Raw genomic sequence first — 22,002 nt, 5'->3', positions numbered from 1 at the left:
TACCAACCCCTTTCGACGGCGCGTCGTCTCCGCCTCGATTATCGGCAATCGGCGCCGGGATTTTCAGCGCAGCCACCTAGGAGCAAACGGTAAGCGCGTGACTCCCCTCGCCCCACGGTTTATTCGGAGGATCGGGAGCTTTGCCGAATGCGCCGATCGTCGAAACGATTTTCTCGTCCGTCTCTCATTCTCTGCCTCGCCTTGGCGGCGAGCGGCTGCGGCGGACGTCCACATGGCGTGCTGACCCCGCAGCCGCAGACGGCCGGAACCGATCGCGTCGAATTGCTGGTCGCCACGACGCGCAGCGATCGCGGCGCCGAGCCCGGCGATCTCTTCACCGGCGAGCGCGGAAAGGGCCTCGCCTTCGCCGATATCGCCGTCTCCATTCCGCCGGACGGCGCGCGCCAGATCGGCGAGGTGCAATGGCCCGAAACTCTGCCCGGCGATCCGAGCCGCGAATTCGTCACGCTGCGCGCCGACGCGGTCGACCAGCGGGAGGCCGCGCGCCGCTTCGACGCGCGCATCGCGAAGGCGCCGAAGCGTCAGGCGCTGGTCTTCGTCCACGGCTTCAACACGCTCTTCGCCGAAGCGGTGTTTCGCTTCGCGCAGATCGTCCATGATTCGGGGACGAGCGCGCTGCCGGTGCTGTTCACCTGGCCCTCGCGCGGCAAGCTGCTCGATTACGGCTACGACCATGAGAGCGCGAGCTATTCCCGCGACGCGCTGGAGCATGTGCTGCATATGCTCGCCAAAGACCCTTCGGTCGGCGAAATTTCGATCCTCGCGCATTCCATGGGCAATTGGGTGACGCTGGAAGCCTTGCGCCAAATGGCGATCCGCGACCGCGGCCTCCCCTCCAAGATCAAGAATGTGATGCTGGCCGCGCCCGATGTCGATTACGACGTCTTCTCGCGGCAGATCGCCGAGATCGACGAGCGTCGCGCCATCTTCACCCTCTTCGTCTCGCGCGAGGACGAGGCGCTCGCCGCCTCCCGCCGGGTGTGGGGCGACAAGGTCCGGCTCGGCGCGATCGATCCGCAGCGCGAGCCGTTCAAGGACACTCTGGAGCAGCGTCGTTTCAAGGTCGTCGATCTCACCACGGTGAAATCCTCCGATCCGCTCGGCCATGGCACTTTCGCGCAATCGCCGGAGATCGTGCGCTCGATCGGCGCGCGTCTCGCAGAAGGGCAGGCGCTGGCCGATAATCGCGCCGGAGTGGGCGAGCGCCTGGGCCAGGTGGCGACCGGCGCGGCCTCGACAATGGGGACGGCGGCGAGCGTCGCCGTCTCGACGCCTTTCGCCATCGTCGATCCGCGCACGCGCGAAAATCTCGGCGATCAGCTGCAGCGCCTCGGCGAGCATATGAGCGACACCGCGGCCGCCGGCGCCGATGTCGTCGCGCAGCCGTTGCGCTGAGCCTTCATCGAAGGCCGCTCACCAAGGAACGTCACGGCCGCGATAATCGAGGAAACGGCCGGAATCCGCCAGGGTCAGCGCGTCGATCGTCTCTATGAGGCCGACGGCGCTCTCCTCCACCGAGAGATCGGCGTTCTCGCCGCCCATATCGGTGCGCACCCAGCCGGGATTGAGCGCGACGACCGTGACCTTCTCGCGCTTCAGATCATGGGCGAGACCCTGGGCGATCTTGTTCAGCGCCGCTTTGGCGGCGCGATAGGCGATATTGGTCGAGCCCTCCGTCGCCATGGAGCCGAGGCCGCTCGACATCAGCGCGATGCGCGGATTGTCCGCGCGCAGCATCAGCGGCAGAAAGGCCTGGACCAGCCGCAAGGGCCCCAGCGTGTTGATGTCGAAGAGATCGAGCGCGCCGGGAAAATCCAAGTCCAATGTCGATTGCGTCTGCGGCCCATAGGCTCCGGCGTTGCAGACGAGCACATCGAGCGGCCCCGTCAGTTCGCGCGCTGCGGCGCGAATCCCCGCCTCGTCGCGCTGATCGAAGACAAAGATGGAAAAGCGCGCGCGATGGCGCGCCACATCATGCTGCAGCCGCTCCCGCGCCTCCTCGCTGCGCACGGAGGCGCCGACATCGTCGCCACGAGCGGCGAGCAAAGTCGCGAGCCCGTGGCCAATGCCCCTATTGGCGCCCGAAATAAACCAATGCTCCGCCATCGGCCGCTCCTTTCTCTCGAAACATGCAGATATAACGCGCATTCGCCGCGATCGAAGCTTGCCGCCGTCGGTTCCGACTTGTACTGTAGTATGGTTGCAGCACGAAACAATTGCGAAAGGCGGTTCGCATGAGCGACGTTCTCCTCGCGGCGGAAGTCTCCGCCGCCGACAAGCCCACGCCCATTCTCTTCACCGGCGACAATGGCGAATTTCGTCGGCTGGTCACGCGCGGCGCGCTGCTGGAGCTGGTGACGGCCGGCTTCTATCGCTTCTGGCTCGCCACCCATATGCGCCGCTATCTCTGGTCGAGCACGGTTATCGGCGGCGACGCGCTCGAATATGTCGGCACGGCGCGCGAGCTTTTGTTCGGCTTCTTCTTCGCGCTGGTCATTCTCGCGCCTGTCTATATCGCCTATCTCGTCGTCGGCCTCGAGGCCGAGCGAGCCAAAGCCTTCGCCTCTCTGCCGCTCGGCCTGTTCTTCGCCGCCTTCGGCCAATTCGCCATTTATCGCGCGCGGCGCTATCGGCTCAACCGCTCGAGCTGGCGCGGGCTGCGTTTCGGCATGAGCGGCTCCGGCCTCGGCTATATGCTGCGCGCCCTGGGCTGGGGCGCGCTGATCGCCGTGACGCTCGGCCTCGCTCTGCCCTGGGCCGAGGCGGCGCTCGAGCGCTACAAGATGCGCAACACTTATTATGGCGCGCTGGAGGGCGACTTCGTCGGCCGCGGCGGCGATTTCTTCAAGCGCGCCGGCTGGATTTGGTTCACCGCGCTCATTCTCCTGCTCTCGCCCTATGTCATCGGCGCCGTTTTCAGGGGACCGATATGGATATTGGCCGGCGTCATCTATGTTTTCGGCGCTCCGTCGCTGTTCGCGGCCTTCAAGGCGGAGCAATGGCGCTGGTGGCTGCGCGGCCTGCGCCTCGGCGGCGTGCGGCTCGAGACAAATCTGACGATGACAGCGCTGCTCGGCAATTATTTCGTCTTTTTGGGCGTCACCATCGGCGTGCTCATCGCCGCTGCGATCGTCTTCGGAATCGTCGTAGCGATGAATAGGAACGCTATGGTCGGGACCACTCCGCCGATCGGCGTGCTCATTCCAATCGGCCTCGCCTATGTCGCGACCTTTTTGTCCATCGGCGTGGCCTTGCGCATTTTCCTCATGCAGCGCGTCTGGAAGCTCGTCGCGAGCTCGGTCGTCGTCCACGGACTCGCGGAAGCGGAGGATGTCGCGACGCGGGCGAGCGTCGCGCCGAGCGCCATCGGCGAGGGTTTCGCCGATAGTCTCGACGTCGTCGGCTTCTGACATGAGCGCGGAGCCGCAGCCGGGCGCCCTAAACGACGACGCCGTGATATTTTTCGACGGCTGGAGCAGCCGCAAGCGACGTGTCGAGCTGCGCTTCGGCGCCATGCTGGAGATCGTCCAGAATGGCGCGACGCTCGCATCCTGGCCCTATGACGATATTCGCCGCATCGAGGCGCCGGGCTTCGCGCTGCGGCGCGAGACGGCGGCGGCGGGTGAACTGGCGCGGCTCGAATTGCACGATCCGCGCCTCCACAATGAGATCATCGCCCGCTGCGGCTTTCTCGGCGGCCGCGTCCGCCCCGGCGCAAATCGCGCGCTCCTCTATTGGTCGCTGGCCGCGACGGCGAGCGTCGTCGGCCTCGTCTGGTTCGGCATTCCCTTCGCCGCCGACCGCATCGCGCCGCTGGTTCCGCCCGCCTTCGAGCGGCGGCTCGGCGAGGCGGCCGAGGCGCAATTGCGCGCGATCTTCTCCGCCGAGCCTTGCCATGCCGAGAATGGCGCCGGCGCGCTGGCGCAATTGTCGGCGCGGCTGCAATCGCGCGCCGCGCTCGAGCAGCCGGCGCGCATAGAGATTCTGCGATCTTCGGTTCCCAATGCGCTCGCCCTGCCCGGCGGCAAAATCTATGTGTTCTCGGGCCTGCTGACCCGCGCGGAGACGCCGGACGAGGTCGCCGGCGTCGTGGCCCATGAGATCGGCCATCTGAGGCATCGCGACGCCATGCGCAAGCTCATCGCCACGGGCGGGACGTCCTATCTCATCGGCCTGCTGTTCGGCGATGTGACCGGCGCCGGCGCGCTGGTCTTCGCCAGCAAGGCGCTGATCGGCGCCGCCTATTCGCGCGAGGCGGAGGCGCAGGCCGACGCATTCGCCGCCGAGCTGATGGCGCGGCTCGGCCGTCCGGCGAAACCGCTCGGCGATCTGCTGACGCGCGTCGCCGGTAAGGAGAACGGCGCCTTCGGCCTGCTGCACGATCATCCGCTGACGGCCGATCGGCTCGCGGCGCTCGCCGCCGCCGACAAAAGCGAGCGCGGGCCGCCGCTGCTCGACGACGAGAATTGGGCGGCCCTGAAGACGATCTGCGAGAAGGTCGACGTCAAGCCCGAAGCCGCGCGATGAGCGCCTGCGCCGCGGCCGGCGCGCGCCGCTTGGCGCCGTCGATCATGAAGACGAAAACATCGTGCGCGCTCGTCTTCGCCGGCGCGGCGAGATGCGGGAGATCGGCGGGCGTTCCGCCCTTCTCCCATTCGCACGCGCGCCGCGCCCATAAATCCATGTCTTTCGCCGCATAGCCGATCACGCGATCGTCGCGCGTGTGCTTCAGCCGCGCATAGACGAAATCGGCGGTGGCGTCGGCGATCGCAGGATCGTCGGCGGAATCGACGAAGACGGCGGCGATATTTTCCGCGCGCAGCAGAGCGATGAATTTCTCGTCGAGAAAAGACGGGTGGCGAACCTCGAGCGCATGGCGCAGGCGAAGCGCGCCACGCTTTTTCGGCAAGAGCTTCAAAAAGGCTGCGATCTCCTCGGCGTGAAAGCGCCGATAGGGCGGCAGCTGCCAGAGGATGGGGCCGAGCTTGGCGGACAGCTCCGTCACGCCGCTCGCGAGAAAATGCTCGATCTTCTCGCCCGTCTCCGACAGGGCGCGGGCGTTGACGGCGGCGCGATGCGCCTTGACCGCGAAGACGAAATCATCGGGCGTCGCCTCGCGCCATTTGACGAAGCTCGCGCGCGATTGCGTGCGATAGAATGTGGCGTTGATCTCGATCGCCGTCACTTGGCGGCTGGCGAAAGCGAGCTCCTCGCCGGCGGGCAGATCTTGCGGATAGAAGAGCCCGCGCCAGGGCGCGAAGCTCCATCCCCCTATGCCGATGCGGATCATGTCCCGGCCTCCAGCCCGCGCGCGGACGAACGGAGGCGCCCGCTCACCGCTTGCGGCTCAGCACGCGGTGATAGAGCGTCTTCGCCGCCTCGCGCAGACGCCGCCGCCAGACTTCCTTGGCGTGCGCCTCGGCGAATTGCGCGCCGCCGTCCGACTTCGCCTGCACCATCAGATCGCAGACGACGAGACGATCGGGCCAGCAGCGCTCGATCATATAGTGGCCGGGAATGGCGCAGGAATCGGTGAGCGAAATTTCCTTGCGCTCCGTCTGCGTCTCGGTGATGGCGTAGACGAGCTGCACGCCGGGCGCCTGGGCGCGCAGGCTCTCGTCATAGGCGATCTTCCAGAAATAGGAATGGTCGCCGCTCTCGATGACGACGCCCATGGCGATCGGCTTGCCGGCGAGCTCGAGGCTGTGGATGCGGATCTTGCCCTCGCGCGCCAGCAGACGGGTCGCGCTGCGCACGAAAGTGGCGAGCGAGGGATGGCCGAGCAGCGCGCCGCGCTCTGCCTTCCAGCCGCTGGCCTCGAGGGTGAGAAAATCCTCGGTCGCGCGCGGAATGTCGGCCGGCGTCGAATAGACGACGCGCTTCAATTCGCCGGCCTCCTCCAGGCGACGCCGACGACGGCGCATCTCGCTCAGCGCCTTGCGCGAGCTCATGCGCGTCCAGATTTCCTCGGGATCGCCGCCGCAGAGCAGCGCCGCGCGCTCATGCCGATCGAGCACGCGCCAATCGCGGCCGCTGGCGCGCGCGGCGCGGGTGAAGGCGGCGAAGACCGGTCCGCTCATCGGCGTCATGGGAATGAGCACGGCGCTCGCGCCCGAATGATCGCCCGCGAACCAGTCGAGAAGAGAGGCGGCCGCCTCCTCCGCGCATTCGCGATCGAGCAGCGGCGTCGCCAGCGCGGCCTGCTTGTGCAGCCAGCCGCGCGCCGTCGCCGCGCCGAGCGAGAAGCCGGGCGCGGCGATGGGAAACAGCGCGACCAGCCGGCGCGCGCCCTGCGCTCCGCCCTTCCAGACGGCGACGAAGAGCGGGCGCGATTTCGCCGGAAAATGCCGCGCCGCCGGAAGCGCGAAACCGGGCTCCAGAAATCCGTTGGGCTCGATGGCGCGCGACACGAGATCCGCCCAGTCGCGAACGAATTCGCTCATTCGCTCGACATCGAGCGCCTCCGTCTCCAGCGACCCGTTCGTCATGAGGCCTTCGCGGCGAGCCGCGCTCTGTTGGGACGCTCTCGCAGGGCCCGGAAGGCTACGCAGAAACGGCGTCCTATTGATCCAAATTGGCGCGGCGGCCATGATTCGCCCCTCGTCGCTTGTCAGTTTCGCCCAGGTCCAACGCCATTGCGAGACGAATCGCATCGACCTGCGGCGAGCCTTTCAAGAGCGAGGCCAGCGATGCCGCCGCTCTTCCCCCGCGGCCGGCTGTGGGAAATTTGTCACAGAATAGATAAATATTTGGGGATCAAGGGGATCGGGAGAGAGACCGCGCTGCTGCGCGGTTGCGCGCGCGCGCGCTCCCGTGCCAGAGTGACACTGCCGAGGTCCGGCATTTGCCGGATGTGGCGGACCCGCTATATGAGTTCACCTGCGGTCGAGTCCTTCGGCCCGTCCAGACCAGAGTAGGCGCTTTGACGATTTCGAAGACCCCCCTTCTCGACCGGATTGAAACACCGCAGGATCTGCGCAAGCTGCAGCCCGGCCAGCTCCGCCAGCTCGCCGACGAATTGCGCCGCGAGACGATCGACGCGGTTTCCGTCACCGGCGGGCATTTGGGCGCCGGGCTCGGCGTCGTCGAGCTGACCGTGGCGCTGCATTACGTCTTCGACACGCCGAACGACAAGATCGTCTGGGACGTCGGCCATCAGACCTATCCGCACAAGATTCTGACCGGCCGCCGCGACCGCATCCGCACGCTGCGCCAGGGCAAGGGACTCTCAGGCTTCACCAAGCGCGCCGAGAGCGAATATGACGCCTTCGGCGCCGGCCATTCCTCCACCTCCATCTCGGCCGGGCTCGGCATGGCGGTGGCGCGCGACCTCTCGGGCGGCTCCAATCACGTCGTCGCGGTGATCGGCGACAGCGCCATTTCGGCGGGTATGGCCTATGAGGCGATGAACAACGCCGGCGCGCTCGATTCGCGCCTCATCGTCATTCTCAACGACAATGACATGTCGATCGCGCCGCCGACCGGCGCCATGTCGGCCTATCTCGCCCGGCTCGTCTCCGGCGGAGCCTTCCGCACTCTGCGCGAGACGGCCAAGCAACTCGCCCGCCATCTGCCGCATTTCCTCTATGAGAAAGCGCGCAAGGCGGAGGAATTCTCCCGCAGCTTCATCACCGGCGGCGGGACGATGTTCGAGGAGCTCGGCTTCTATTATGTCGGGCCGATCGACGGGCACAATCTCGAGCATCTGCTGCCCGTGCTGACCAATGTGCGCGACAAGGACGACGGCCCGGTGCTGGTCCATGTGGTGACGCAAAAGGGCAAAGGCTATGGCCCGGCCGAGGCCGCGGCGGATCGCTATCACGGCGTCAATCGTTTCGACGTGCTGACCGGCGCCCAGGACAAGCCCAAGGCCAACGCCCCCTCCTACACCAGCGTCTTCGCCAAGACGCTGGTGGCCGAGGCCGAGCGCGACGACAAGATCGTCGCCATCACGGCGGCCATGCCGGCCGGCACCGGCCTCGATCTGTTCGAGAAGACCTTCCCGGACCGCATGTTCGACGTGGCGATCGCCGAGCAGCACGCCGTGACCTTCGCCGCGGGCCTTGCCTGCGAAGGCTATAAGCCCTTTTGCGCGCTCTATTCCACCTTCCTGCAGCGCGGCTACGACCAGCTGGTGCATGACGTCGCGATCCAGCATCTGCCGGTGCGCTTCGCCATCGACCGCGCCGGCCTCGTCGGCGCCGACGGCCCCACGCACGCCGGCGCTTTCGACATCGCCTATCTCGCCTGCCTGCCCGGCATGGTGATCATGTCGCCTTCGGACGAAGCCGAGCTCGTGCATATGGTGGCGACCTCCACCGCCTTCGACGAAGGCCCGATCGCCTTCCGTTTTCCGCGTGGCGAGGGCGTCGGCGTCGAGCTGCCCCAGCGCGGCGAGGTTCTGGAGATCGGCCGCGGCCGCGTGATCCGCGAAGGCTCGAAAGTGGCGATCCTCTCGCTCGGCACGCGGCTCGCCGATGCGACGACGGCGGCCAAGGAACTCTCCGGCCGCGGCATTTCGACGACGGTCGCGGACGCTCGCTTCGCCAAGCCGCTCGACCGCGATCTGCTGCTGCGCCTCGCCGCCAATCACGAGGTCCTCATCACGATAGAGGAAGGCTCGATCGGCGGCTTCGGCTCGCAGGCCTTCCAGATTCTATCGGAGCATGGCGCGCTGGACGGCGCGCGCGGGGCGTTCAAATTCCGCTCGATGATCCTGCCCGACCTCTATCTCGACCATGACAAGCCGGACGTCATGCTCGCCCGCGCCGGCCTCGACGCCCGCGCCATCGTGGCCAAGGTTCTGGAAGCGCTCGGCGACGAGCGCGGCGCCGCCCGCGCGCTGATCGCCTGACGGCGAGATTTCCTTCTCCCACTCGTGGGCGAAGATGGCCCTTGCGAAGCAAGGGTCGGATGAGGGTCCTTCAGGACGCTCGAAATCTCGAGGACTTCCGCAAAGACGACGAGTCGCGTGTCCCTCCCGACGCGCCCTCATCCGACCCCGCTGCGCGGGGCCACCTTCTCCCGAAAACGGGAGAAGGAGAGTTCCGCACTTTTTTACTGCTTGTAGGTGACGCCGTCGGGGCCCTTCCAGCCGTCGCCGTCGGCGTAAAAGCGATATTCCTCGTCGAACAGCACCGTTTCGCCGGGGGCGACATATTGCTTGCCCTTGGGATCGCTGCCGCGCGGCGCGGTCACATAATGCTTGCTCGGCGAGCAGCCCTCGGGAAACTTGCCGGCGTCGTCGGGCTTGCATTCGAGATTGGCGCCCTCGGGAAATTGCACGGAAGCGTTGAAGAACAGCTCGAAGCCCTTCTCGCCGGTGGCGTGCATCTCCAGCCGCTCGGTCATCGTCTGCTTGAAGGAGAGCACTTTGGCGGGCTTGTCGAAGCGCTGCTTCAGCAAATTGTCGAAAATCTGTCGCGCATGGGCTTCGGTCGGATCGGGACAGCCGAACCAGCAGAAGGCGGCGGCGCGGTCGATGGTGAGGGGCGCGACGGCGAGCGTCAGCGCGAGCAGTCTCGGGAGCATGGGGTTCCTCTTTTGTCTGGTGTCGCGCCATTCGAGCGGGGGCGCCGCCCGTCTCCGCGCGGGCTTGGGCCTCAAAATAGCCGATCTTCGCGCCGAAATGAACCGAAACGGACGATCGCGGCAACGAAGCAGTAACCATAGGTTCCTAGCATCCGCTCATGAAGATCTCGCATAAGCTTCCGGCGGTCCTCGCCCTTCTCCTCTGCGCCGCGCCGGCGCGGGCCGATTTCGCCTCCTGCCTCGCCGGCCTGCGCCATGCCGCGGCCGGCGCGGGCGTCTCGCAGCGCGTCATCGACGGCGCCACCAATGGGCTCGAGCCCAATGACGCGCCGAGCTTCATGGACAAGCAGCCCGAGTTCAAGACGCCGATCTGGGACTATATCGCCGGCCTCGTCGATGAGGAGCGCGTCGAGGAAGGCCGCGCCATGATGCGGCGGCACGCCTCCGCCCTCCTTGCCGCCGAACAGCGTTACGGCGTCGATCCCGCCACTGTCGTCGCGGTCTGGGGCGTCGAATCGGATTTCGGCAAGAATTTCGGCAAGCGCAGCGTAGTGCAATCGCTGGCGACGCTCGTCTGCGAGGCGCCGCGCCGCAACGATTACTTCAAAGGCGAATTCATCGCCGCGCTGAGGATATTACAGAGCGGCGACATTGCGCCGGAGGAGTTCATGGGCTCCTGGGCCGGCGCTTTCGGCCATACGCAATTCATGCCCTCCACCTTCCTCTCCACCGCGGTCGATCTCGACGGCGACGGACGGCGCAATATCGCCAGCTCGGCGGCCGATTCGCTCGGCAGCACGGCGAATTTCCTGCGCAAGGCCGGCTGGCGGCCGGGTCTGCGCTGGGGCTTCGAGGTGAGCGTGCCTTCCGGCTATAGCGGCCCCTCGGGCCGCACGAGCCGGCAGCCCATGTCGGTTTGGGCGTCGCGCGGGATCACGCGGCTCGACGGCGGCGGATTGGGCGAAGGCCAGGCGGCGCTGCTGCTGCCCGCCGGCCGCAACGGCCCGGCCTTTCTGGTGACGCATAACTTCGACGCCATTTATTCCTATAACGCCGCCGAATCTTACGCGCTGGCGATCGCCGTGCTGTCGGATCGGCTGCGCGGGCGTCCCGGAATTCAAGCGCCCTGGCCGACCGACGATCCCGGCCTCTCCCGCTCCGAACGCCGCGAGATGCAGGCGCTGCTCAATCGCCAGGGCTATGCCGTGGGCGACCCCGACGGCGTGATCGGAACCAAGACCAAAGAGGCCTTGGCCGACTTTCAGGGCCGCGCCGGGCTGAAGGCCGACGGCAGAGCCGGCAAAAAGACGCTGGACGCGCTGCGGGTGCGCTGAAGCCTCACGCCTTCGTGTCGAGCGCCGCCATCGCCTTCGCCATTCGCTCGGCGCTCTCGCCGCCCTCCGCCTCGAGCCCGGCGATCACTCCGGCGCGATCGGCGGCGTTGCGATTCTGGCTGAGTTTGCGCTTCGCCTCTATGCGCGTGATCGACAGCTCTATGCCGATGACTGCTTTCGACATAGCGTCGATAAAATCATCCGGCGCATCCTCGAGCGCCCAAGGCGCGGGCCGCGGGGATTCGTGGCGCGCTGTCAGATCGCGCAGCAAAGCGCGAATCCAATTCGCATCCTCGATCGCGCGCAGGCGGCCATAGACATGGACCGCCTCGTAATTCCATGTGGGCACGACCTTTCCGGTCTCGCGCTTCGTCGCATACCAGGAGGGCGTCACATAATGGTCGAGGCCGGTGAAGATCGCCAGCGCCTCGCTCGCGGAATCGAAATCCCGCCACAGTGGATTGGCGCGCGCGACATGGGCGCGCAGCACATTGGCCTCGGCGTCGAAGAGAAAGGGAAGGTGATCGGCGACGATCGCGCCGTTCACGATATGCGTGAGCGCTCCGAGCGGATGCGCGTCGATCAGCCCAGCGACCGTCTCGAAATCCTGCTCGTGGAAAAGATCGGGGAGATACATCGCGTCACGCCTGCGCCCATGCTGTCGGCTCGATGATCAGCGTCGGCGATCAGCGCATGAATTTGATCGCGGCGAAGATGAAGCCGCCGACCGCGAGCTGCGTCACGACCAGCCAGCGGAGAATGTCCACCTTCAAATCCGCAACGGCTTCCGTCAGGTCGCTTTTCGTCGTGAGCTGCGAGCCGTCGATTTCGGGCAAAATTTCCGCCAACCCCATTTCGTAGCCCTCAGAATATTTCCTGGCATTATGTCCGGCAAACATATTTCTGATTTTCGAGCGTGATGCTGCCTATACCCCGTCCGTCTTCCATCATCGTGAGCGCCGCGCCAGCCAACGCAGTTCTGTCCATTTCCTCAAGAGCCAGTTGGCATAAACGATTTACCCCGGCTTCTTTGTTCGGCGCTTCGACATCGAAAGCCCCAAAGTTCGCGTTTTGGTCGTTGAGTTTATGTAATGAGCCGACATATCGAGGCATTGCGACACCCCTCTCTTGACGTTAGCGTAGCCGAAAAATGGTTATGGCGAGAGCTACCTTCAAGATTTCCCGGCCGCTGACCTCACAACGCCTGCTGAAACCGTATCGGCGCGCCGCGCGAGGGCGAGACCAGCTCGCCCTCCCACATCACCCGAACGCCGCGAATGATCGCGCCCACAGGCCAGCCCGTGACCTCCATCCCGTCATAGGGCGTCCAGCCGCAGCGCGAGGCGATCCAGCTGTTGCGGATGGTTTCGCGGCGTTTCAGATCGACCACGGTCAGATCGGCGTCATAGCCCACGGCGACGCGGCCTTTGCCGGCGAGGCCGAACAGTCGCGCCGGCCCGGCGCTGGTGAGGTCCGCGAAGCGCTGCAGCGTCAGCCGGCCGGCGTTCACATGATCCAGCATCGTCGGAACCAGAGTCTGCACACCGGTCATGCCCGAAGGGCTCTCGGGATAGGGCTTGGCCTTCTCCTCGAGCGTATGCGGCGCATGGTCGGAGCCGAGCACATCGACGATTCCCTGCGTCACGCCCCGCCAAATCCCCTCACGATGGCGCTCGTCGCGCACCGGCGGATTCATCTGCACCAGCGTGCCGAGCCGCAAATAATCTTGCGCATCGAGCGTGAGATGATGCGGCGTCGCCTCGACGCTGGCGATATCCTTGTGGCCGGCGAGAAATTCGATCTCCTCGGCCGTCGATATATGCAGCACATGCACCAGCGCGCCCTTCTCGCGGGCGATGCGCAGCAGCCGCTCGGTGGAGCGCAGCGCGGTGATCTCGTCGCGCCAGACCGGATGCGAGGTCGGATCGCCGGTAACGCGCAGCGGCTTGCGCTCCTCGAGACGATATTCGTCTTCGCTGTGGAAGGCGGCGCGGCGGCGCGTCTTGGAGAGAATCTCGCCGACACCGGCGTCATCGGCGACCAGCAGCGAACCGGTGGACGAGCCCATGAAAACTTTTATCCCCGCCGCTCCGGGCAGGCGCTCGAGCTCGGGAATGTCCTTCGCATTTTCATGCGTGCCGCCGACCCAGAAGGCGAAATCGCAATGAGCGCGGCCCGAGGCGCGCGCGATCTTGTCCGCGAGCTCGGCGGCGCCGGTGGTCAGCGGCTTGGTGTTGGGCATTTCGAAAACCGCCACGACGCCGCCGAGCACAGCAGCGCGGGTTCCGGTCTCCAAATCTTCCTTATGGATGGGGCCGGGCTCGCGAAAATGCACCTGCGTGTCGATGACGCCCGGCAATATATGAAGGCCCGCGCAATCGATCCGTTCGCCGGCCGAGGCTCGAGAGAGATCGCCGATCTCGGCGATCTTGCCGTCGCGCAGCCCGACGTCGCGCGGAGCGACGCCATCCTGATTGACGAGCGTCCCGCCGGCGAGAATCATGTCGAAGGTCTTGGGCATGGCTGGCGCCTCGCTTGCAGGTGTCGCCGGGATTGTGGAAATTTCGACGCGAACGGGGCGTCGCCCTCTCGAGACGATCTAGCGCAGATTGGCGCGGGCCGGAACCCGCTCCGCGCTGGGAGCAGAGCCTGGCGGCGAAAACAGCCTGTCGGTTCGCCGACCTCATTTGGAGCACATCGGACAATGACCAGCGCCACACTTCTCTCGGATCGGGGCGTCGTCGAGGTCGCGGGCCCCGACGCCGCCAAATATCTGCACGGCATTCTGACGCAGAATGTGAAGACCATCGAGGCCGGCGAGCTGCGCTTTGCGGCGCTGCTCACACCGCAAGGCAAGATCATCGTCGACTTCTTCATCTTCGCCCGCGCCGGCGAGGAAGGGCTCGTGCTGTTGCTCGATTGCGCGTCCAATATGGTGGAGACGCTGCTCGACCGTCTGAAATTCTACAAGCTGCGCGCCGCCGTGACGATCACCGACCGCAGCGCCGATTACGCCAGCGTCGCCTTCCCGGAGGCGACCGCCAAGCCGGCGATCGACGCCATAGCGCTCAGCCCCGACCCCCGCGCGGAAAGCCTCGGCTGGCGCGGCCTCGTGACGCGCGAGATCGCCGGAACGCTCGCCACCGCGCCGCGCGACGCCTATGACGCCAAGCGCATCGCCGCCGCCGCGCCCGAGGGCGGCCTCGATTTCGTCTATGGCGACGCCTTCCCGCATGAGGCGAATATGGATCGCCTCGCCGGCGTCGATTTCAAGAAAGGCTGCTTCCTCGGCCAGGAGGTGGTCTCGCGCATGAAGCATCGCGGCCCGGTGCGAAAGCGCGTCGCGACTTTCCACGCCGAGGGCGCGGCCCCGGCGCCGGGCACGACGATCAAGGCCGGCGAGGTGGAAATCGGCGTCACCGGCTCGGCCGTGGGCGGCGAGGGACTGGCGCTGATCCGTCTCGACCGGCTGGCCGACGCCAAGGCCGGCGGCTCCACGCCGCTCGCCAATGGCGTGCCGCTGGAATTCACCGTGGTGGAAGGCTGAGCCGCAATTCCACCCTCCCCATCAAGGGGAGGGTGGGCCGGCGATAAGCCGGACGGGGTGAGGTTCGCGCGAAGACTTAGGGCAGCCCGCCGCCGTCAGGCCGCCTGCCTCTTCTTCAGCGCCACATAGCCGAAACGTCCGCCGACGCCCGCCACCAGCAGGCCGAAAAAGACGTAGGCATAGAGTTCCGTATTGTCGATCAGCCCCACGGTGAAATGGTGGCGGCCGACGAACTCCTTCGCGCCATCGTCGCTCGACAGCCGCGCGTAGAGCGCATATTTGCCCGCCGTCTGAATATTGACGTCGAAATTGACCATGCCATTGCGAAACTTCTGCAAAGGCAGGCGCAGCACAGTGTCGCTCTCGGCGGGCTCGCCCGCGCCGTCGACATCGCGGATGACGCGAATGTCCCAATTCATCTCGCGCAGTTCTGCGTCCGGGGCGTCCAGCGCGATCACCGTAGCGCCCGTGTCGGGAAGCACGTCGCAGACGCGGTCGATGTTCTTCTTGGGCTGCATGGCGACGAATTTCATCGCCTTGTCGGCTCCGGGCGCCCCGGCCTTGTCGGCGCCGAGCGCGATCGGGCATTCGGGATCATAATAATGCCAGCCGGCCGCCTTCGCCGCAGGGGCGGAGAGAGCGGCGCCGGCGAGGACGAGCGCGGCGACGAGACGCGAACAAAGACGAGGCGAGACCAATTTCCCCATTCTCCCCGAGGCTTCCGATCTGCGGCAAAACTGCAATTTTTTATGCGATTTTGCAATTTCTATCCAAGCCGCCGCCAAAGAAGCCTCGCCCGGCCGATTCCCTCGTGGCCCGAAACAAGCTAGTGTCGCGCTCGTCGCGTTCCTTCTGTCGAGCCAGAGCCCCGGCATGTCGCTTCCAAACGAATATTTGATCGATCGTCGTCGCCTGCGCCGCAAGCTCGGCTTTTGGCGCGTTTTGGCCGTTCTCGCCGTGGGCGCCGCCGGCCTCGCCGCCTTCGCGCGCTTCGGCGATGGCGGACCCGGCCCTGCGGCCAAGCTCTCCCCCCATATCGCCCGCCTCTCGATCAGCGGCATCATCACCGGCGACAAGGCGACGCTCGATCTCGTCAAATCGATTGGCGAATCACATGCGAGCGCCGTGCTGCTGAATATCGACAGCCCCGGCGGCACCACGACCGGCTCCGAGAAGCTCCATGACGAGCTGCGCCGTCTCGCCGAGAAAAAGCCCATGGTCGCCGTCGTCGGAACCATAGCGGCCTCCGGCGCCTATATCGCCGCCATCGCCTCCGACGAGATTTTCGCCTCCGGCAATTCGCTCGTCGGCTCGATCGGCGTGCTGTTTCAATTCCCCAATGTCTCGCGTCTGCTCGACACTATGGGCGTGAAGGTGGAGGAGGTGAAATCCTCGCCCTTGAAGGCCGCGCCCAATGGCCTCGAGCCGACCAGCGAGGCCGCGCGCGAGGCGATCGCCGCTCTGGTCGCCGATTCCTACGACTGGTTCAAAAAGCTGGTGAAAGACCGCCGCAAGCTCGACGACGAGGAACTCGCCAAAGTGGTCGACGGCCGCGTCTTCACAGGCCGCCAGGGCCTGCCGCTGAAGCTCGTCGACAAGCTCGGCGGCGAGCGCGAAGCCATCGAATGGCTGGAGACCAATAAGGGCGTCGCCAAAAAGCTGCCGGTGCGCGACTGGAAAGAAAAGAGCACGCTGGAGAAATTCGGCCTCGTCGATTCGATGGCGTCCGCAGCGCGGGGGCTCGGGCTTTCGGCGCTCGCCGCCGCGCTGGAGCGGATAGGCGCGGTCGCACAGCAGGGGCTGCTTGACGGTATGGTCGCGATTTGGCACGCTCCAACGCCCGATTGAGGCTCCGATCGATGCGGTCACGTCGGTAGAACTGGAACGTCGCATGATCAAATCAGAACTCATTCAACGTATCGCCGCCCGCAACGGGCATCTCTATCAACGCGACGTCGAGACGATCGTCAGCACGATTCTCGACGAGATCACTTTGGCGCTCGCGCGCGGGGACCGGGTCGAGCTGCGCGGCTTCGGCGCCTTTTCCGTGAAGCGGCGGGAGGCGCGCACCGGCCGCAATCCGCGCACCGGCGAGCAAGTGTCGGTGGACGAGAAATCCGTGCCCTTCTTCAAAACGGGCAAGGAGATGCGCGAGCGGCTGAACGAGGCCCACGGCTGACCCTGGAACGCGTCGCGGGCGGGCGAAGTAGGAAGGTGACATGAGATCGGTTCTGCGCATCCTCGTCTTTGTTCCGCTCGGGCTGGCGTTTCTGTATTTCGCGGTGGCCAATCGGTCGCCCGTGAAGATATTTCTGGACCCGTTCCCGGGCGCCGGCGAGAGCGGCCCCTCTTTCGAGGCGCCGCTCTATCTCGTGGTTCTGGCGGCGATCGCGCTGGGCGTGATCGCGGGCGGCCTGTCGTCCTTCGTCGCGCATGGCCGCTACCGCCGCGCCGCCAAGGCCGCGCGCGCCGACGCCAAAAAAGCCCGCTCCGAGGCGGACCAATTGCGCGGCCAGGCGCTTGCGAGCCTTTCCCCGGCTCCCGGCCGCTCCTCGCGCAACGACCTTTGAAGGAACGCCGCCGTGGCGCTTGAAAAACCCATTCGGCGCCGCTAAGAGGAACGCCTCGACGCTGAACCCCGCCGGCATCTTCGCTCGGGGCAAAGCCGAGCGGGCTCGCGCTCAGAACCTGACAATGCCGCAATAGCTCAGCTGGTAGAGCACATCATTCGTAATGATGGGGTCGGGGGTTCGAATCCCTCTTGCGGCACCAATTAAACCACCAAAAAGGTGCGCGGCGAACTCCGACCGCGACAGCCGGGGCGAGGCGTCGCCGCCGCCATATCGGTTCGCCGGAGCCAATCGGGCTCGCACGGGTCGAAGTGTTGGAACTGCTCACATTCCCACTCCCCCTCATCATCGTCCGAGGCGGAGCGAATCCGATCTTTCGCGAGCACGCGTCGCTTCCAGCGTTCGATTCGACGCCCGGCGTCGGCGATCGGCAACCTGCCCCTATGGCCCGATCCTTGCCTATCGAGGCGAGCACAGCCCCTCGAACAGCTAACATGTCCGACCCATCGTCTGATTCGGTCAATGAGCCCAATGAGGCCGCGCCTGTCGCCGACGGCGGCGCGGTCGCCGGTCCGATCGACTTTTCAGGTTCTTCGCTCGGGCTCGAGAAACATTTCGCGGCGTCGGCGCAGGACATGGTCGCGCTATCGTGCGAGCGAGGCGACGAGCCGACGGCCGCCGATCCGAGCGAGCCGCTCGCCGCGAAGATCGCGTCCATTTCTTTTGGCGACCGTGTGTTTTTTTTGCCTTCCGAGGAAGAGGCTTGGCGCTACGCGATCGAGACGATTCGGCGTTATCATCGGCTTGTCGGACGTCCGAAGCGTCGCCGACTCGTCGTCTGCGCAGGAGCGTCCGGCGGAGCCAGGGGCTTGCCTCCGGGCTTGGAAGGCGATGGCGAAGTCGTCTTGCTCCAAACCGACGATCCGATCGCATTGACCACGGAGATCGACAATAGAACCGCTGCAATTCTGATCGCTCCCGTGAGGACGAAATCCGGGTTCGAGGTTGTCCCGGGAAGGCTGCTCGCCCGACTGCGCGAGACGGCGGACGAATATGGACTTGCGCTCGTTTACGACGAAAGCGCTTGTGGCTTCGGTCGTTCAGGAATGTTCTGGGCGCATGAATGGACGGGCGTGACCCCGGATGTGATGGTCGCCCTGCATCGGCGAGGAGACGCCTCGTCGCTGGCGACGGTGATCGTCACGCAAAAAATGGCGCGCGGGGCGCCGGAGCGGCCTCTCCTCGTCGAGGGGGCCGCACTGCGCAGCGGGCGCGCCGCGGTCGATGCACTGATGTCTCGCGGCTTTTTGGAACGCGCCCAAAACCGAAGCTGGCGTCTCGAAGATCGGCTGCTCGAATTGTTCTATAAGCGCCGCGGCGCGTTTACGGCATTGAGCGGCATCGGCCTGATGCAGGGATTGGAATGCCCCGAAGAAGCCGAGCCGATGCGCGCTCGACTGGCCGAATGCGGGCTCCTCACCCGCGCCATGGGATCGTTCCTCGGCTTATTTCCCGGGCTTGCAGTCGCTGAGAGCGAAATCGACGCAGCAGTATCGATTATCGATTCGGTTTGTGCCCGGGAAACGCGATGAGAGATTCATTCCCGCCCGCACAGGCCCGGCGTGATCTGACGCGCCGCAATCCGCATAATCGGCGGGGCTGGCTGCGCTCAATGGGTTGGGGAGCGACGGCGGGGGTTTGATTTGGATATAGAGGCTTGGTTGCGGGGATTCGCTACACCCGATTCTTGCGATTGGTCGAGCGCGTGGTCCCAAAGCTCGCTGCGTGAGACCGCTAGACTAGTGGGCAGCTGATGGCGTGCTCCGAAATCATGCGATCGCGTCCGCGTCGCCCATCTGCTTCGGACACATCGCGAGACGTTCGATCATCCAGCGGCCTGCCGGTCCCGGCGGGTCGGACGCCCGATAGACGACGGACATCGGCAAGGCGAGCCCCCCGGACGGTATGTCCTCGATCGCGAGTTCGACCAGCCGTCCGGCGTCGAGATCGGATTGGACGGTATGACGAGGCATTCCGCCCCAGCCCAGGCCGTTCAAAAGAAAGGCGTGCTTCGCGAAGAGATCGGCAAGGCGCCAGGTGGTCGGCGCCATGACTCCGAACTCACGCCCGGCCGTCAATGCGGAACGATCGGTCAGGACCAACTGGACGTGCCGGGCCAGTTCCTCCTTCGGAATGACGCCCTTCCAAGTGGCCAACGGGTGGTTCGCTGCCGCGACCATCAACAAGCGCACGTGGGTCAGGCGCTCGGCGACGAGCCCGCCAGACAGCATGGGCAAGGGTCCCGCGATGCCGAAGCTCGCGCGTCCGTCGATCACCGGCTCCACCGACGCCCCGAGCGCCTCGACATAGAGCCGCAGCGGCGTGCGGGGAAACTGCTCACGGAATCGCGTCGCCGCCCCGGCCAGAGCCTCGATCGGAAAGAAGACGTCGACCGCGATCGAGAGCTCGGCTTCGATCCCGGCGGCCATGCCTTTGGCGCGCGCCTTCAGGCCGTCGACGCCGGAGAGGACTAGGCGCGCATCGGCGACAAGGACAGCGCCTTCGCTCGTCGGCCGGGGATAGCGCCCGCTGCGATCGAACAAAGAGACACCCAGATGCGTCTCCAAGCTGCCGATTGCTTCGCTGATGGCCGATTGTGTGCGCGACAGCCGCCGCCCCGCGGCGGAAAAGCTGCCCTCGTCCACAGCGGCCAGGAAAGCCCGCAATTGATCCAGAGAGACCCCATCCAGCATAGCGCATGTCCGACCCATCGGATTATCCGATAGTAAGTATAAATATATGCCGACTTCTCCTGTTCGCGCAACCATGCGACTAACACACTCGATGTTTCGCGCTCTGAAAAACCTCTTCGCTCGCAAAGCTATGACGCCTCGCGCAGGCCGCTCGAAGGAGTTCCCAATGACGACGATCCTGCACATCGATTCCAGCATACTCGGCGGATATTCGGTCAGCCGCGCGCTCACGGCGGAGGTCGTGGCGAAAGAGCTGACCCTTCATCCGGGCGCGCGGGTGATCCGCCGCGACCTCGTCGCCGAGCCCGCGCTCCATCTCTCGGATGCGCATATTGCGGTCTTCCAGGGCGGCGAGGTGACGAGCGCGGCCCTCGGCCAGGATCTCGCGCTCGGCGGCGCCTATATCGACGATCTCTTCGCCGCAGACATCATCGTGATCGGCGCACCCATGTATAATTTCTCGGTCCCCTCGCAGCTCAAGGGCTGGATCGACCGTGTATGCGTGGCGGGCCGCACCTTCCAATACGGCGCCGATGGTCCGCAAGGGCTGTTGCCCGAGGGTAAGAAGGTCCTCATCGCCTCGACGCGGGGCGGCGTCTACACCGGCGACAGCCCGGCGGCCGCACTCGAGCATCACGAGAGCTATCTGCGCGGCGTTCTCGGCTTCATCGGCCTGACAGATGTCACCATCATCCGCGCCGAAGGCCTCAATCTCGGCGAAGAGCCGAAGGCGGCCGCCATCGCCGGGGCGAAAGCGCAAATCGCTTCGCTCGCCGCCTGACCGGCGGCGCCCCTCCCCCTTATCGCCGAACCTCTGGAGCTCTATCGACATGAATCACAGTAATGCCTCCAATCCGACAAACGCCTTTGCCTTCGTCGGCCGCCTGCTGATCGCCGCGCTCTTCATCATGGGCGGTCTCGGTAAACTCGCGGCTCCCGAGGCCACGCAAGGCTATATCGCCTCGGTCGGATTGCCCGCCCCGCTTCTCGGTCTGGCAGTCGCGGTCATCGTCGAAGCCGGCGGCGGTCTCCTTCTGCTCGTCGGATACAGAGCGCGACTCGTCAGTCTGGTCCTCGCGGCCTTCACGCTCATTTTGGCCGCGATATTCCACAGGAACTTCGCCGATCAAAACCAGATGATCCACTTTTTGAAGAACATCGCCATCGTCGGCGGCCTTCTTCAGATCGCCGCCTTCGGCGCGGGCTCATTCAGCCTCGACGGCCGTCGGAAGGCCTGATCCTTCACGCGGCGTTCAACGGCCTCCCTCCTTCGCGACGCTTTTCGACAGCTCTCGTCGAAAGGCGTGGCGAGGAGTCGACGCGCTGTCCTGTGCAACTGATTTTCAAAGGAAGCGACATGGAAATCGGCGTCGACAGTTTCGCGGCAATCATCCCCGATCCTGCGACGGGGAAAATCATATCGCCGCCGAGCGGATGGAGCGTCTGCTCGACGAAGTGGAGATCGCCGACCGCGTCGGGCTCGATGTGTTCGGCGTCGGCGAACATCATCGCGAGGAATTTCTCGACGCGGCGCCCGCTGTGATCTTGGCCGCCGCTGCCGCGCGGACGCGGCGAATCTGCCTGACCAGCGCCGTCACCGTGCTCAGCGCCGCCGATCCGGTCCGAGTCTTTCAGGAATTCGCGACGCTCGACCTCATCGCGAAAGGACGCTGACCTGCCCCGAAGTTTCATCCAGCGGCGAGTTGAGTCCCGGCGGTTGATAGACTGCGCGATCCGACGGGAGTTCACGTCGAATCGCGGAATAAAGCGGCCTATGCGACGCAGCTTATTTCGCCGCTTGCGCCTCAAACCCGAGCACGCGACGAACCTCAGCCTTCGCCTCCACGAGTTCTTTCTGATACTGCGGGTTTACTTCCATGATCGCGTGAATCGTATAGGCGACCAGCTTGCTCGCCTGAATGTCGCTCGGATAATGCACGCCACAGACGAGACGGTTCCGACCGTAATCCTCGGCGCGCGCGAGAATCGCGTCGCGCTTTTCAGGAACGATATCGATCAGCGTCAACGCAAGCAGGAAGCCCGATGTCGTGTGTCCGCTCGGATAGGCATCGTCCTTGGTCTTCGTCTTACAAATCGGGTGCAGCGTCTTGTCCAGATTGTAGGGTCGCACCCGATGGAAGCCTTCCTGGTGCCGTCGCGGATCGTGTTGAAATTGGCTGACGCAGCTCCGAGGCAATCGAGAATATCCGATCAAGCGGCAAGATCAATGGGCTGATCGGAGGGCC

23 protein-coding genes, 1 tRNA gene and 1 pseudogene are annotated in these 22,002 nt (G+C 65.4%); 14 read left to right on the top strand and 11 right to left on the bottom strand.

Features of this window, described 5'->3' with window-relative positions; genetic code table 11:
• The first annotated feature begins 147 nt into the window (after nt 1-147).
• Complete coding sequence (locus C5689_RS05140; RefSeq protein WP_108916206.1) at nt 148-1,416, top strand: alpha/beta hydrolase; 1,269 nt, start codon at nt 148-150, stop codon at nt 1,414-1,416.
• Nucleotides 1,417-1,434: 18 nt separating this feature from the next.
• Here the strand turns inward: C5689_RS05140 and C5689_RS05135 are convergent, their stop codons facing one another.
• Complete coding sequence (locus C5689_RS05135; RefSeq protein WP_108916205.1) at nt 1,435-2,127, bottom strand: SDR family oxidoreductase; 693 nt, start codon at nt 2,125-2,127, stop codon at nt 1,435-1,437.
• 128 nt (nt 2,128-2,255) lie between these two features.
• On the opposite strand from C5689_RS05135, the gene C5689_RS05130 reads away from it, so the two are divergent.
• The gene (locus tag C5689_RS05130) at nt 2,256-3,431 is read left to right on the top strand and encodes a YjgN family protein (RefSeq protein ID WP_108916204.1); all 1,176 of its coding nucleotides are present in this window, start codon (nt 2,256-2,258) and stop codon (nt 3,429-3,431) included.
• 1 nt (nt 3,432) lies between these two features.
• The gene (locus C5689_RS05125) at nt 3,433-4,548 is read left to right on the top strand and encodes a M48 family metallopeptidase (RefSeq protein ID WP_108916203.1); all 1,116 of its coding nucleotides are present in this window, start codon (nt 3,433-3,435) and stop codon (nt 4,546-4,548) included.
• On the opposite strand, the gene C5689_RS05120 is transcribed toward C5689_RS05125, so the two are convergent.
• Both C5689_RS05120 and C5689_RS05115 read right to left on the bottom strand, forming a co-directional pair.
• Nucleotides 4,526-5,311 carry a DUF72 domain-containing protein gene (locus C5689_RS05120; RefSeq protein ID WP_108916202.1) on the bottom strand — a complete coding sequence of 262 codons (786 nt, stop codon included), beginning with the start codon at nt 5,309-5,311 and terminating at the stop codon, nt 4,526-4,528. The genes C5689_RS05125 and C5689_RS05120 overlap by 23 nt on opposite strands.
• A 43-nt stretch (nt 5,312-5,354) precedes the next feature.
• Nucleotides 5,355-6,509 carry a GNAT family N-acetyltransferase gene (locus tag C5689_RS05115; RefSeq protein WP_244594595.1) on the bottom strand — a complete coding sequence of 385 codons (1,155 nt, stop codon included), beginning with the start codon at nt 6,507-6,509 and terminating at the stop codon, nt 5,355-5,357.
• 434 nt (nt 6,510-6,943) lie between these two features.
• On the opposite strand from C5689_RS05115, the gene dxs reads away from it, so the two are divergent.
• A complete protein-coding gene (dxs, locus tag C5689_RS05110) occupies nt 6,944-8,875 on the top strand; it encodes a 1-deoxy-D-xylulose-5-phosphate synthase (protein WP_108916201.1) in 1,932 nt (643 codons plus the stop codon).
• A gap of 203 nt (nt 8,876-9,078) precedes the next feature.
• Here dxs and C5689_RS05105 read toward each other — a convergent pair whose 3' ends face one another.
• A complete protein-coding gene (locus C5689_RS05105; protein WP_108916200.1) occupies nt 9,079-9,552 on the bottom strand; it encodes a hypothetical protein in 474 nt (157 codons plus the stop codon).
• A gap of 158 nt (nt 9,553-9,710) precedes the next feature.
• Here C5689_RS05105 and C5689_RS05100 point away from each other — a divergent pair, with 158 nt between their 5' ends.
• Complete coding sequence (locus C5689_RS05100; RefSeq protein ID WP_108916199.1) at nt 9,711-10,886, top strand: lytic murein transglycosylase; 1,176 nt, start codon at nt 9,711-9,713, stop codon at nt 10,884-10,886.
• 4 nt (nt 10,887-10,890) lie between these two features.
• On the opposite strand, the gene C5689_RS05095 is transcribed toward C5689_RS05100, so the two are convergent.
• The 4 genes from C5689_RS05095 to C5689_RS05085 all read right to left on the bottom strand — a co-directional run bounded on the left by C5689_RS05095 (nt 10,891) and on the right by C5689_RS05085 (nt 13,407).
• Nucleotides 10,891-11,523, bottom strand: a complete 633-nt coding sequence (locus C5689_RS05095; RefSeq protein ID WP_108916198.1) for an FMN-binding negative transcriptional regulator — start codon at nt 11,521-11,523, stop codon at nt 10,891-10,893.
• A gap of 49 nt (nt 11,524-11,572) precedes the next feature.
• Complete coding sequence (locus tag C5689_RS05090) at nt 11,573-11,734, bottom strand: hypothetical protein (protein ID WP_244594594.1); 162 nt, start codon at nt 11,732-11,734, stop codon at nt 11,573-11,575.
• A 34-nt stretch (nt 11,735-11,768) separates the two neighbouring features.
• Nucleotides 11,769-11,999, bottom strand: a complete 231-nt coding sequence (locus C5689_RS18130) for a hypothetical protein (RefSeq protein ID WP_146188323.1) — start codon at nt 11,997-11,999, stop codon at nt 11,769-11,771.
• 82 nt (nt 12,000-12,081) lie between these two features.
• Nucleotides 12,082-13,407 (bottom strand): dihydroorotase, encoded by a 1,326-nt coding sequence (locus tag C5689_RS05085; protein ID WP_108916196.1) that lies wholly within the window; start codon nt 13,405-13,407, stop codon nt 12,082-12,084.
• A 183-nt stretch (nt 13,408-13,590) separates the two neighbouring features.
• On the opposite strand from C5689_RS05085, the gene ygfZ reads away from it, so the two are divergent.
• Nucleotides 13,591-14,433, top strand: coding sequence for a CAF17-like 4Fe-4S cluster assembly/insertion protein YgfZ (gene ygfZ / locus C5689_RS05080; protein WP_108916195.1), 843 nt, complete (start codon nt 13,591-13,593; stop codon nt 14,431-14,433).
• 95 nt (nt 14,434-14,528) lie between these two features.
• On the opposite strand, the gene C5689_RS05075 is transcribed toward ygfZ, so the two are convergent.
• Nucleotides 14,529-15,140 (bottom strand): hypothetical protein, encoded by a 612-nt coding sequence (locus C5689_RS05075; RefSeq protein WP_108916194.1) that lies wholly within the window; start codon nt 15,138-15,140, stop codon nt 14,529-14,531.
• A gap of 166 nt (nt 15,141-15,306) precedes the next feature.
• Here C5689_RS05075 and sppA point away from each other — a divergent pair, with 166 nt between their 5' ends.
• The 5 genes from sppA to C5689_RS05050 all read left to right on the top strand — a co-directional run bounded on the left by sppA (nt 15,307) and on the right by C5689_RS05050 (nt 18,595).
• Nucleotides 15,307-16,281 carry a signal peptide peptidase SppA gene (gene sppA / locus C5689_RS05070; RefSeq protein WP_108916193.1) on the top strand — a complete coding sequence of 325 codons (975 nt, stop codon included), beginning with the start codon at nt 15,307-15,309 and terminating at the stop codon, nt 16,279-16,281.
• Between the two features lie 31 nt (nt 16,282-16,312).
• The gene (gene ihfB, locus C5689_RS05065) at nt 16,313-16,612 is read left to right on the top strand and encodes an integration host factor subunit beta (protein ID WP_483237932.1); all 300 of its coding nucleotides are present in this window, start codon (nt 16,313-16,315) and stop codon (nt 16,610-16,612) included.
• A 40-nt stretch (nt 16,613-16,652) separates the two neighbouring features.
• Nucleotides 16,653-17,003 (top strand): lipopolysaccharide assembly protein LapA domain-containing protein, encoded by a 351-nt coding sequence (locus C5689_RS05060; protein ID WP_108916191.1) that lies wholly within the window; start codon nt 16,653-16,655, stop codon nt 17,001-17,003.
• Nucleotides 17,004-17,129: 126 nt separating this feature from the next.
• A tRNA-Thr gene (locus C5689_RS05055) sits at nt 17,130-17,205 on the top strand.
• A 292-nt stretch (nt 17,206-17,497) separates the two neighbouring features.
• Nucleotides 17,498-18,595 (top strand): aminotransferase class III-fold pyridoxal phosphate-dependent enzyme, encoded by a 1,098-nt coding sequence (locus C5689_RS05050; RefSeq protein ID WP_108916190.1) that lies wholly within the window; start codon nt 17,498-17,500, stop codon nt 18,593-18,595.
• Nucleotides 18,596-18,832: 237 nt separating this feature from the next.
• Here C5689_RS05050 and C5689_RS05045 read toward each other — a convergent pair whose 3' ends face one another.
• On the bottom strand, nt 18,833-19,756 hold the full coding sequence (locus C5689_RS05045) for a LysR family transcriptional regulator (protein WP_108916189.1): 924 nt from the start codon (nt 19,754-19,756) through the stop codon (nt 18,833-18,835).
• Between the two features lie 166 nt (nt 19,757-19,922).
• Between C5689_RS05045 and C5689_RS05040 the strand changes: the two genes are divergently transcribed.
• The 3 genes and pseudogenes from C5689_RS05040 to C5689_RS05030 all read left to right on the top strand — a co-directional run.
• Nucleotides 19,923-20,537: an FMN-dependent NADH-azoreductase gene (locus tag C5689_RS05040; protein ID WP_244594593.1), complete on the top strand. Its 615-nt coding sequence runs from the start codon at nt 19,923-19,925 to the stop codon at nt 20,535-20,537.
• A 49-nt stretch (nt 20,538-20,586) separates the two neighbouring features.
• On the top strand, nt 20,587-20,994 hold the full coding sequence (locus C5689_RS05035) for a DoxX family protein (protein ID WP_108916187.1): 408 nt from the start codon (nt 20,587-20,589) through the stop codon (nt 20,992-20,994).
• A 119-nt stretch (nt 20,995-21,113) separates the two neighbouring features.
• Nucleotides 21,114-21,427, top strand: a pseudogene (locus C5689_RS05030) (LLM class flavin-dependent oxidoreductase); the annotation flags it as partial.
• Between the two features lie 115 nt (nt 21,428-21,542).
• On the opposite strand, the gene C5689_RS05025 reads toward C5689_RS05030, so the two are convergent.
• Nucleotides 21,543-21,887, bottom strand: coding sequence for a phosphatase PAP2 family protein (locus tag C5689_RS05025; RefSeq protein ID WP_244594592.1), 345 nt, complete (start codon nt 21,885-21,887; stop codon nt 21,543-21,545).
• Nucleotides 21,888-22,002: the final 115 nt, after the last annotated feature.

The organism is Methylosinus sporium, assembly GCF_003113265.1.
Taxonomy (GTDB): Bacteria; Pseudomonadota; Alphaproteobacteria; order Rhizobiales; family Beijerinckiaceae; genus Methylosinus; species Methylosinus sporium.
This window is presented reverse-complemented; position numbering and strand designations above follow the sequence as displayed.

What these genes read in the sequence shown, in the direction of transcription:
- C5689_RS05050 (WP_108916190.1), top strand. Translation starts at nt 17,498, where the DNA reads ATGTCCGACCCATCGTCTGATTCGGTCAATGAGCCCAATGAGGCCGCG.
- C5689_RS05085 (WP_108916196.1), bottom strand. Translation starts at nt 13,407, where the DNA reads ATGCCCAAGACCTTCGACATGATTCTCGCCGGCGGGACGCTCGTCAAT.
- ygfZ (WP_108916195.1), top strand. Translation starts at nt 13,591, where the DNA reads ATGACCAGCGCCACACTTCTCTCGGATCGGGGCGTCGTCGAGGTCGCG.
- C5689_RS05140 (WP_108916206.1), top strand. Translation starts at nt 148, where the DNA reads ATGCGCCGATCGTCGAAACGATTTTCTCGTCCGTCTCTCATTCTCTGC.
- C5689_RS18130 (WP_146188323.1), bottom strand. Translation starts at nt 11,999, where the DNA reads ATGCCTCGATATGTCGGCTCATTACATAAACTCAACGACCAAAACGCG.
- C5689_RS05135 (WP_108916205.1), bottom strand. Translation starts at nt 2,127, where the DNA reads ATGGCGGAGCATTGGTTTATTTCGGGCGCCAATAGGGGCATTGGCCAC.
- C5689_RS05045 (WP_108916189.1), bottom strand. Translation starts at nt 19,756, where the DNA reads ATGCTGGATGGGGTCTCTCTGGATCAATTGCGGGCTTTCCTGGCCGCT.
- C5689_RS05060 (WP_108916191.1), top strand. Translation starts at nt 16,653, where the DNA reads ATGAGATCGGTTCTGCGCATCCTCGTCTTTGTTCCGCTCGGGCTGGCG.
- C5689_RS05115 (WP_244594595.1), bottom strand. Translation starts at nt 6,509, where the DNA reads ATGACGAACGGGTCGCTGGAGACGGAGGCGCTCGATGTCGAGCGAATG.
- C5689_RS05095 (WP_108916198.1), bottom strand. Translation starts at nt 11,523, where the DNA reads ATGTATCTCCCCGATCTTTTCCACGAGCAGGATTTCGAGACGGTCGCT.
- C5689_RS05105 (WP_108916200.1), bottom strand. Translation starts at nt 9,552, where the DNA reads ATGCTCCCGAGACTGCTCGCGCTGACGCTCGCCGTCGCGCCCCTCACC.
- C5689_RS05040 (WP_244594593.1), top strand. Translation starts at nt 19,923, where the DNA reads ATGACGACGATCCTGCACATCGATTCCAGCATACTCGGCGGATATTCG.
- C5689_RS05075 (WP_108916194.1), bottom strand. Translation starts at nt 15,140, where the DNA reads ATGGGGAAATTGGTCTCGCCTCGTCTTTGTTCGCGTCTCGTCGCCGCG.
- C5689_RS05100 (WP_108916199.1), top strand. Translation starts at nt 9,711, where the DNA reads ATGAAGATCTCGCATAAGCTTCCGGCGGTCCTCGCCCTTCTCCTCTGC.
- sppA (WP_108916193.1), top strand. Translation starts at nt 15,307, where the DNA reads ATGTCGCTTCCAAACGAATATTTGATCGATCGTCGTCGCCTGCGCCGC.
- C5689_RS05035 (WP_108916187.1), top strand. Translation starts at nt 20,587, where the DNA reads ATGAATCACAGTAATGCCTCCAATCCGACAAACGCCTTTGCCTTCGTC.
- C5689_RS05120 (WP_108916202.1), bottom strand. Translation starts at nt 5,311, where the DNA reads ATGATCCGCATCGGCATAGGGGGATGGAGCTTCGCGCCCTGGCGCGGG.
- C5689_RS05125 (WP_108916203.1), top strand. Translation starts at nt 3,433, where the DNA reads ATGAGCGCGGAGCCGCAGCCGGGCGCCCTAAACGACGACGCCGTGATA.
- C5689_RS05130 (WP_108916204.1), top strand. Translation starts at nt 2,256, where the DNA reads ATGAGCGACGTTCTCCTCGCGGCGGAAGTCTCCGCCGCCGACAAGCCC.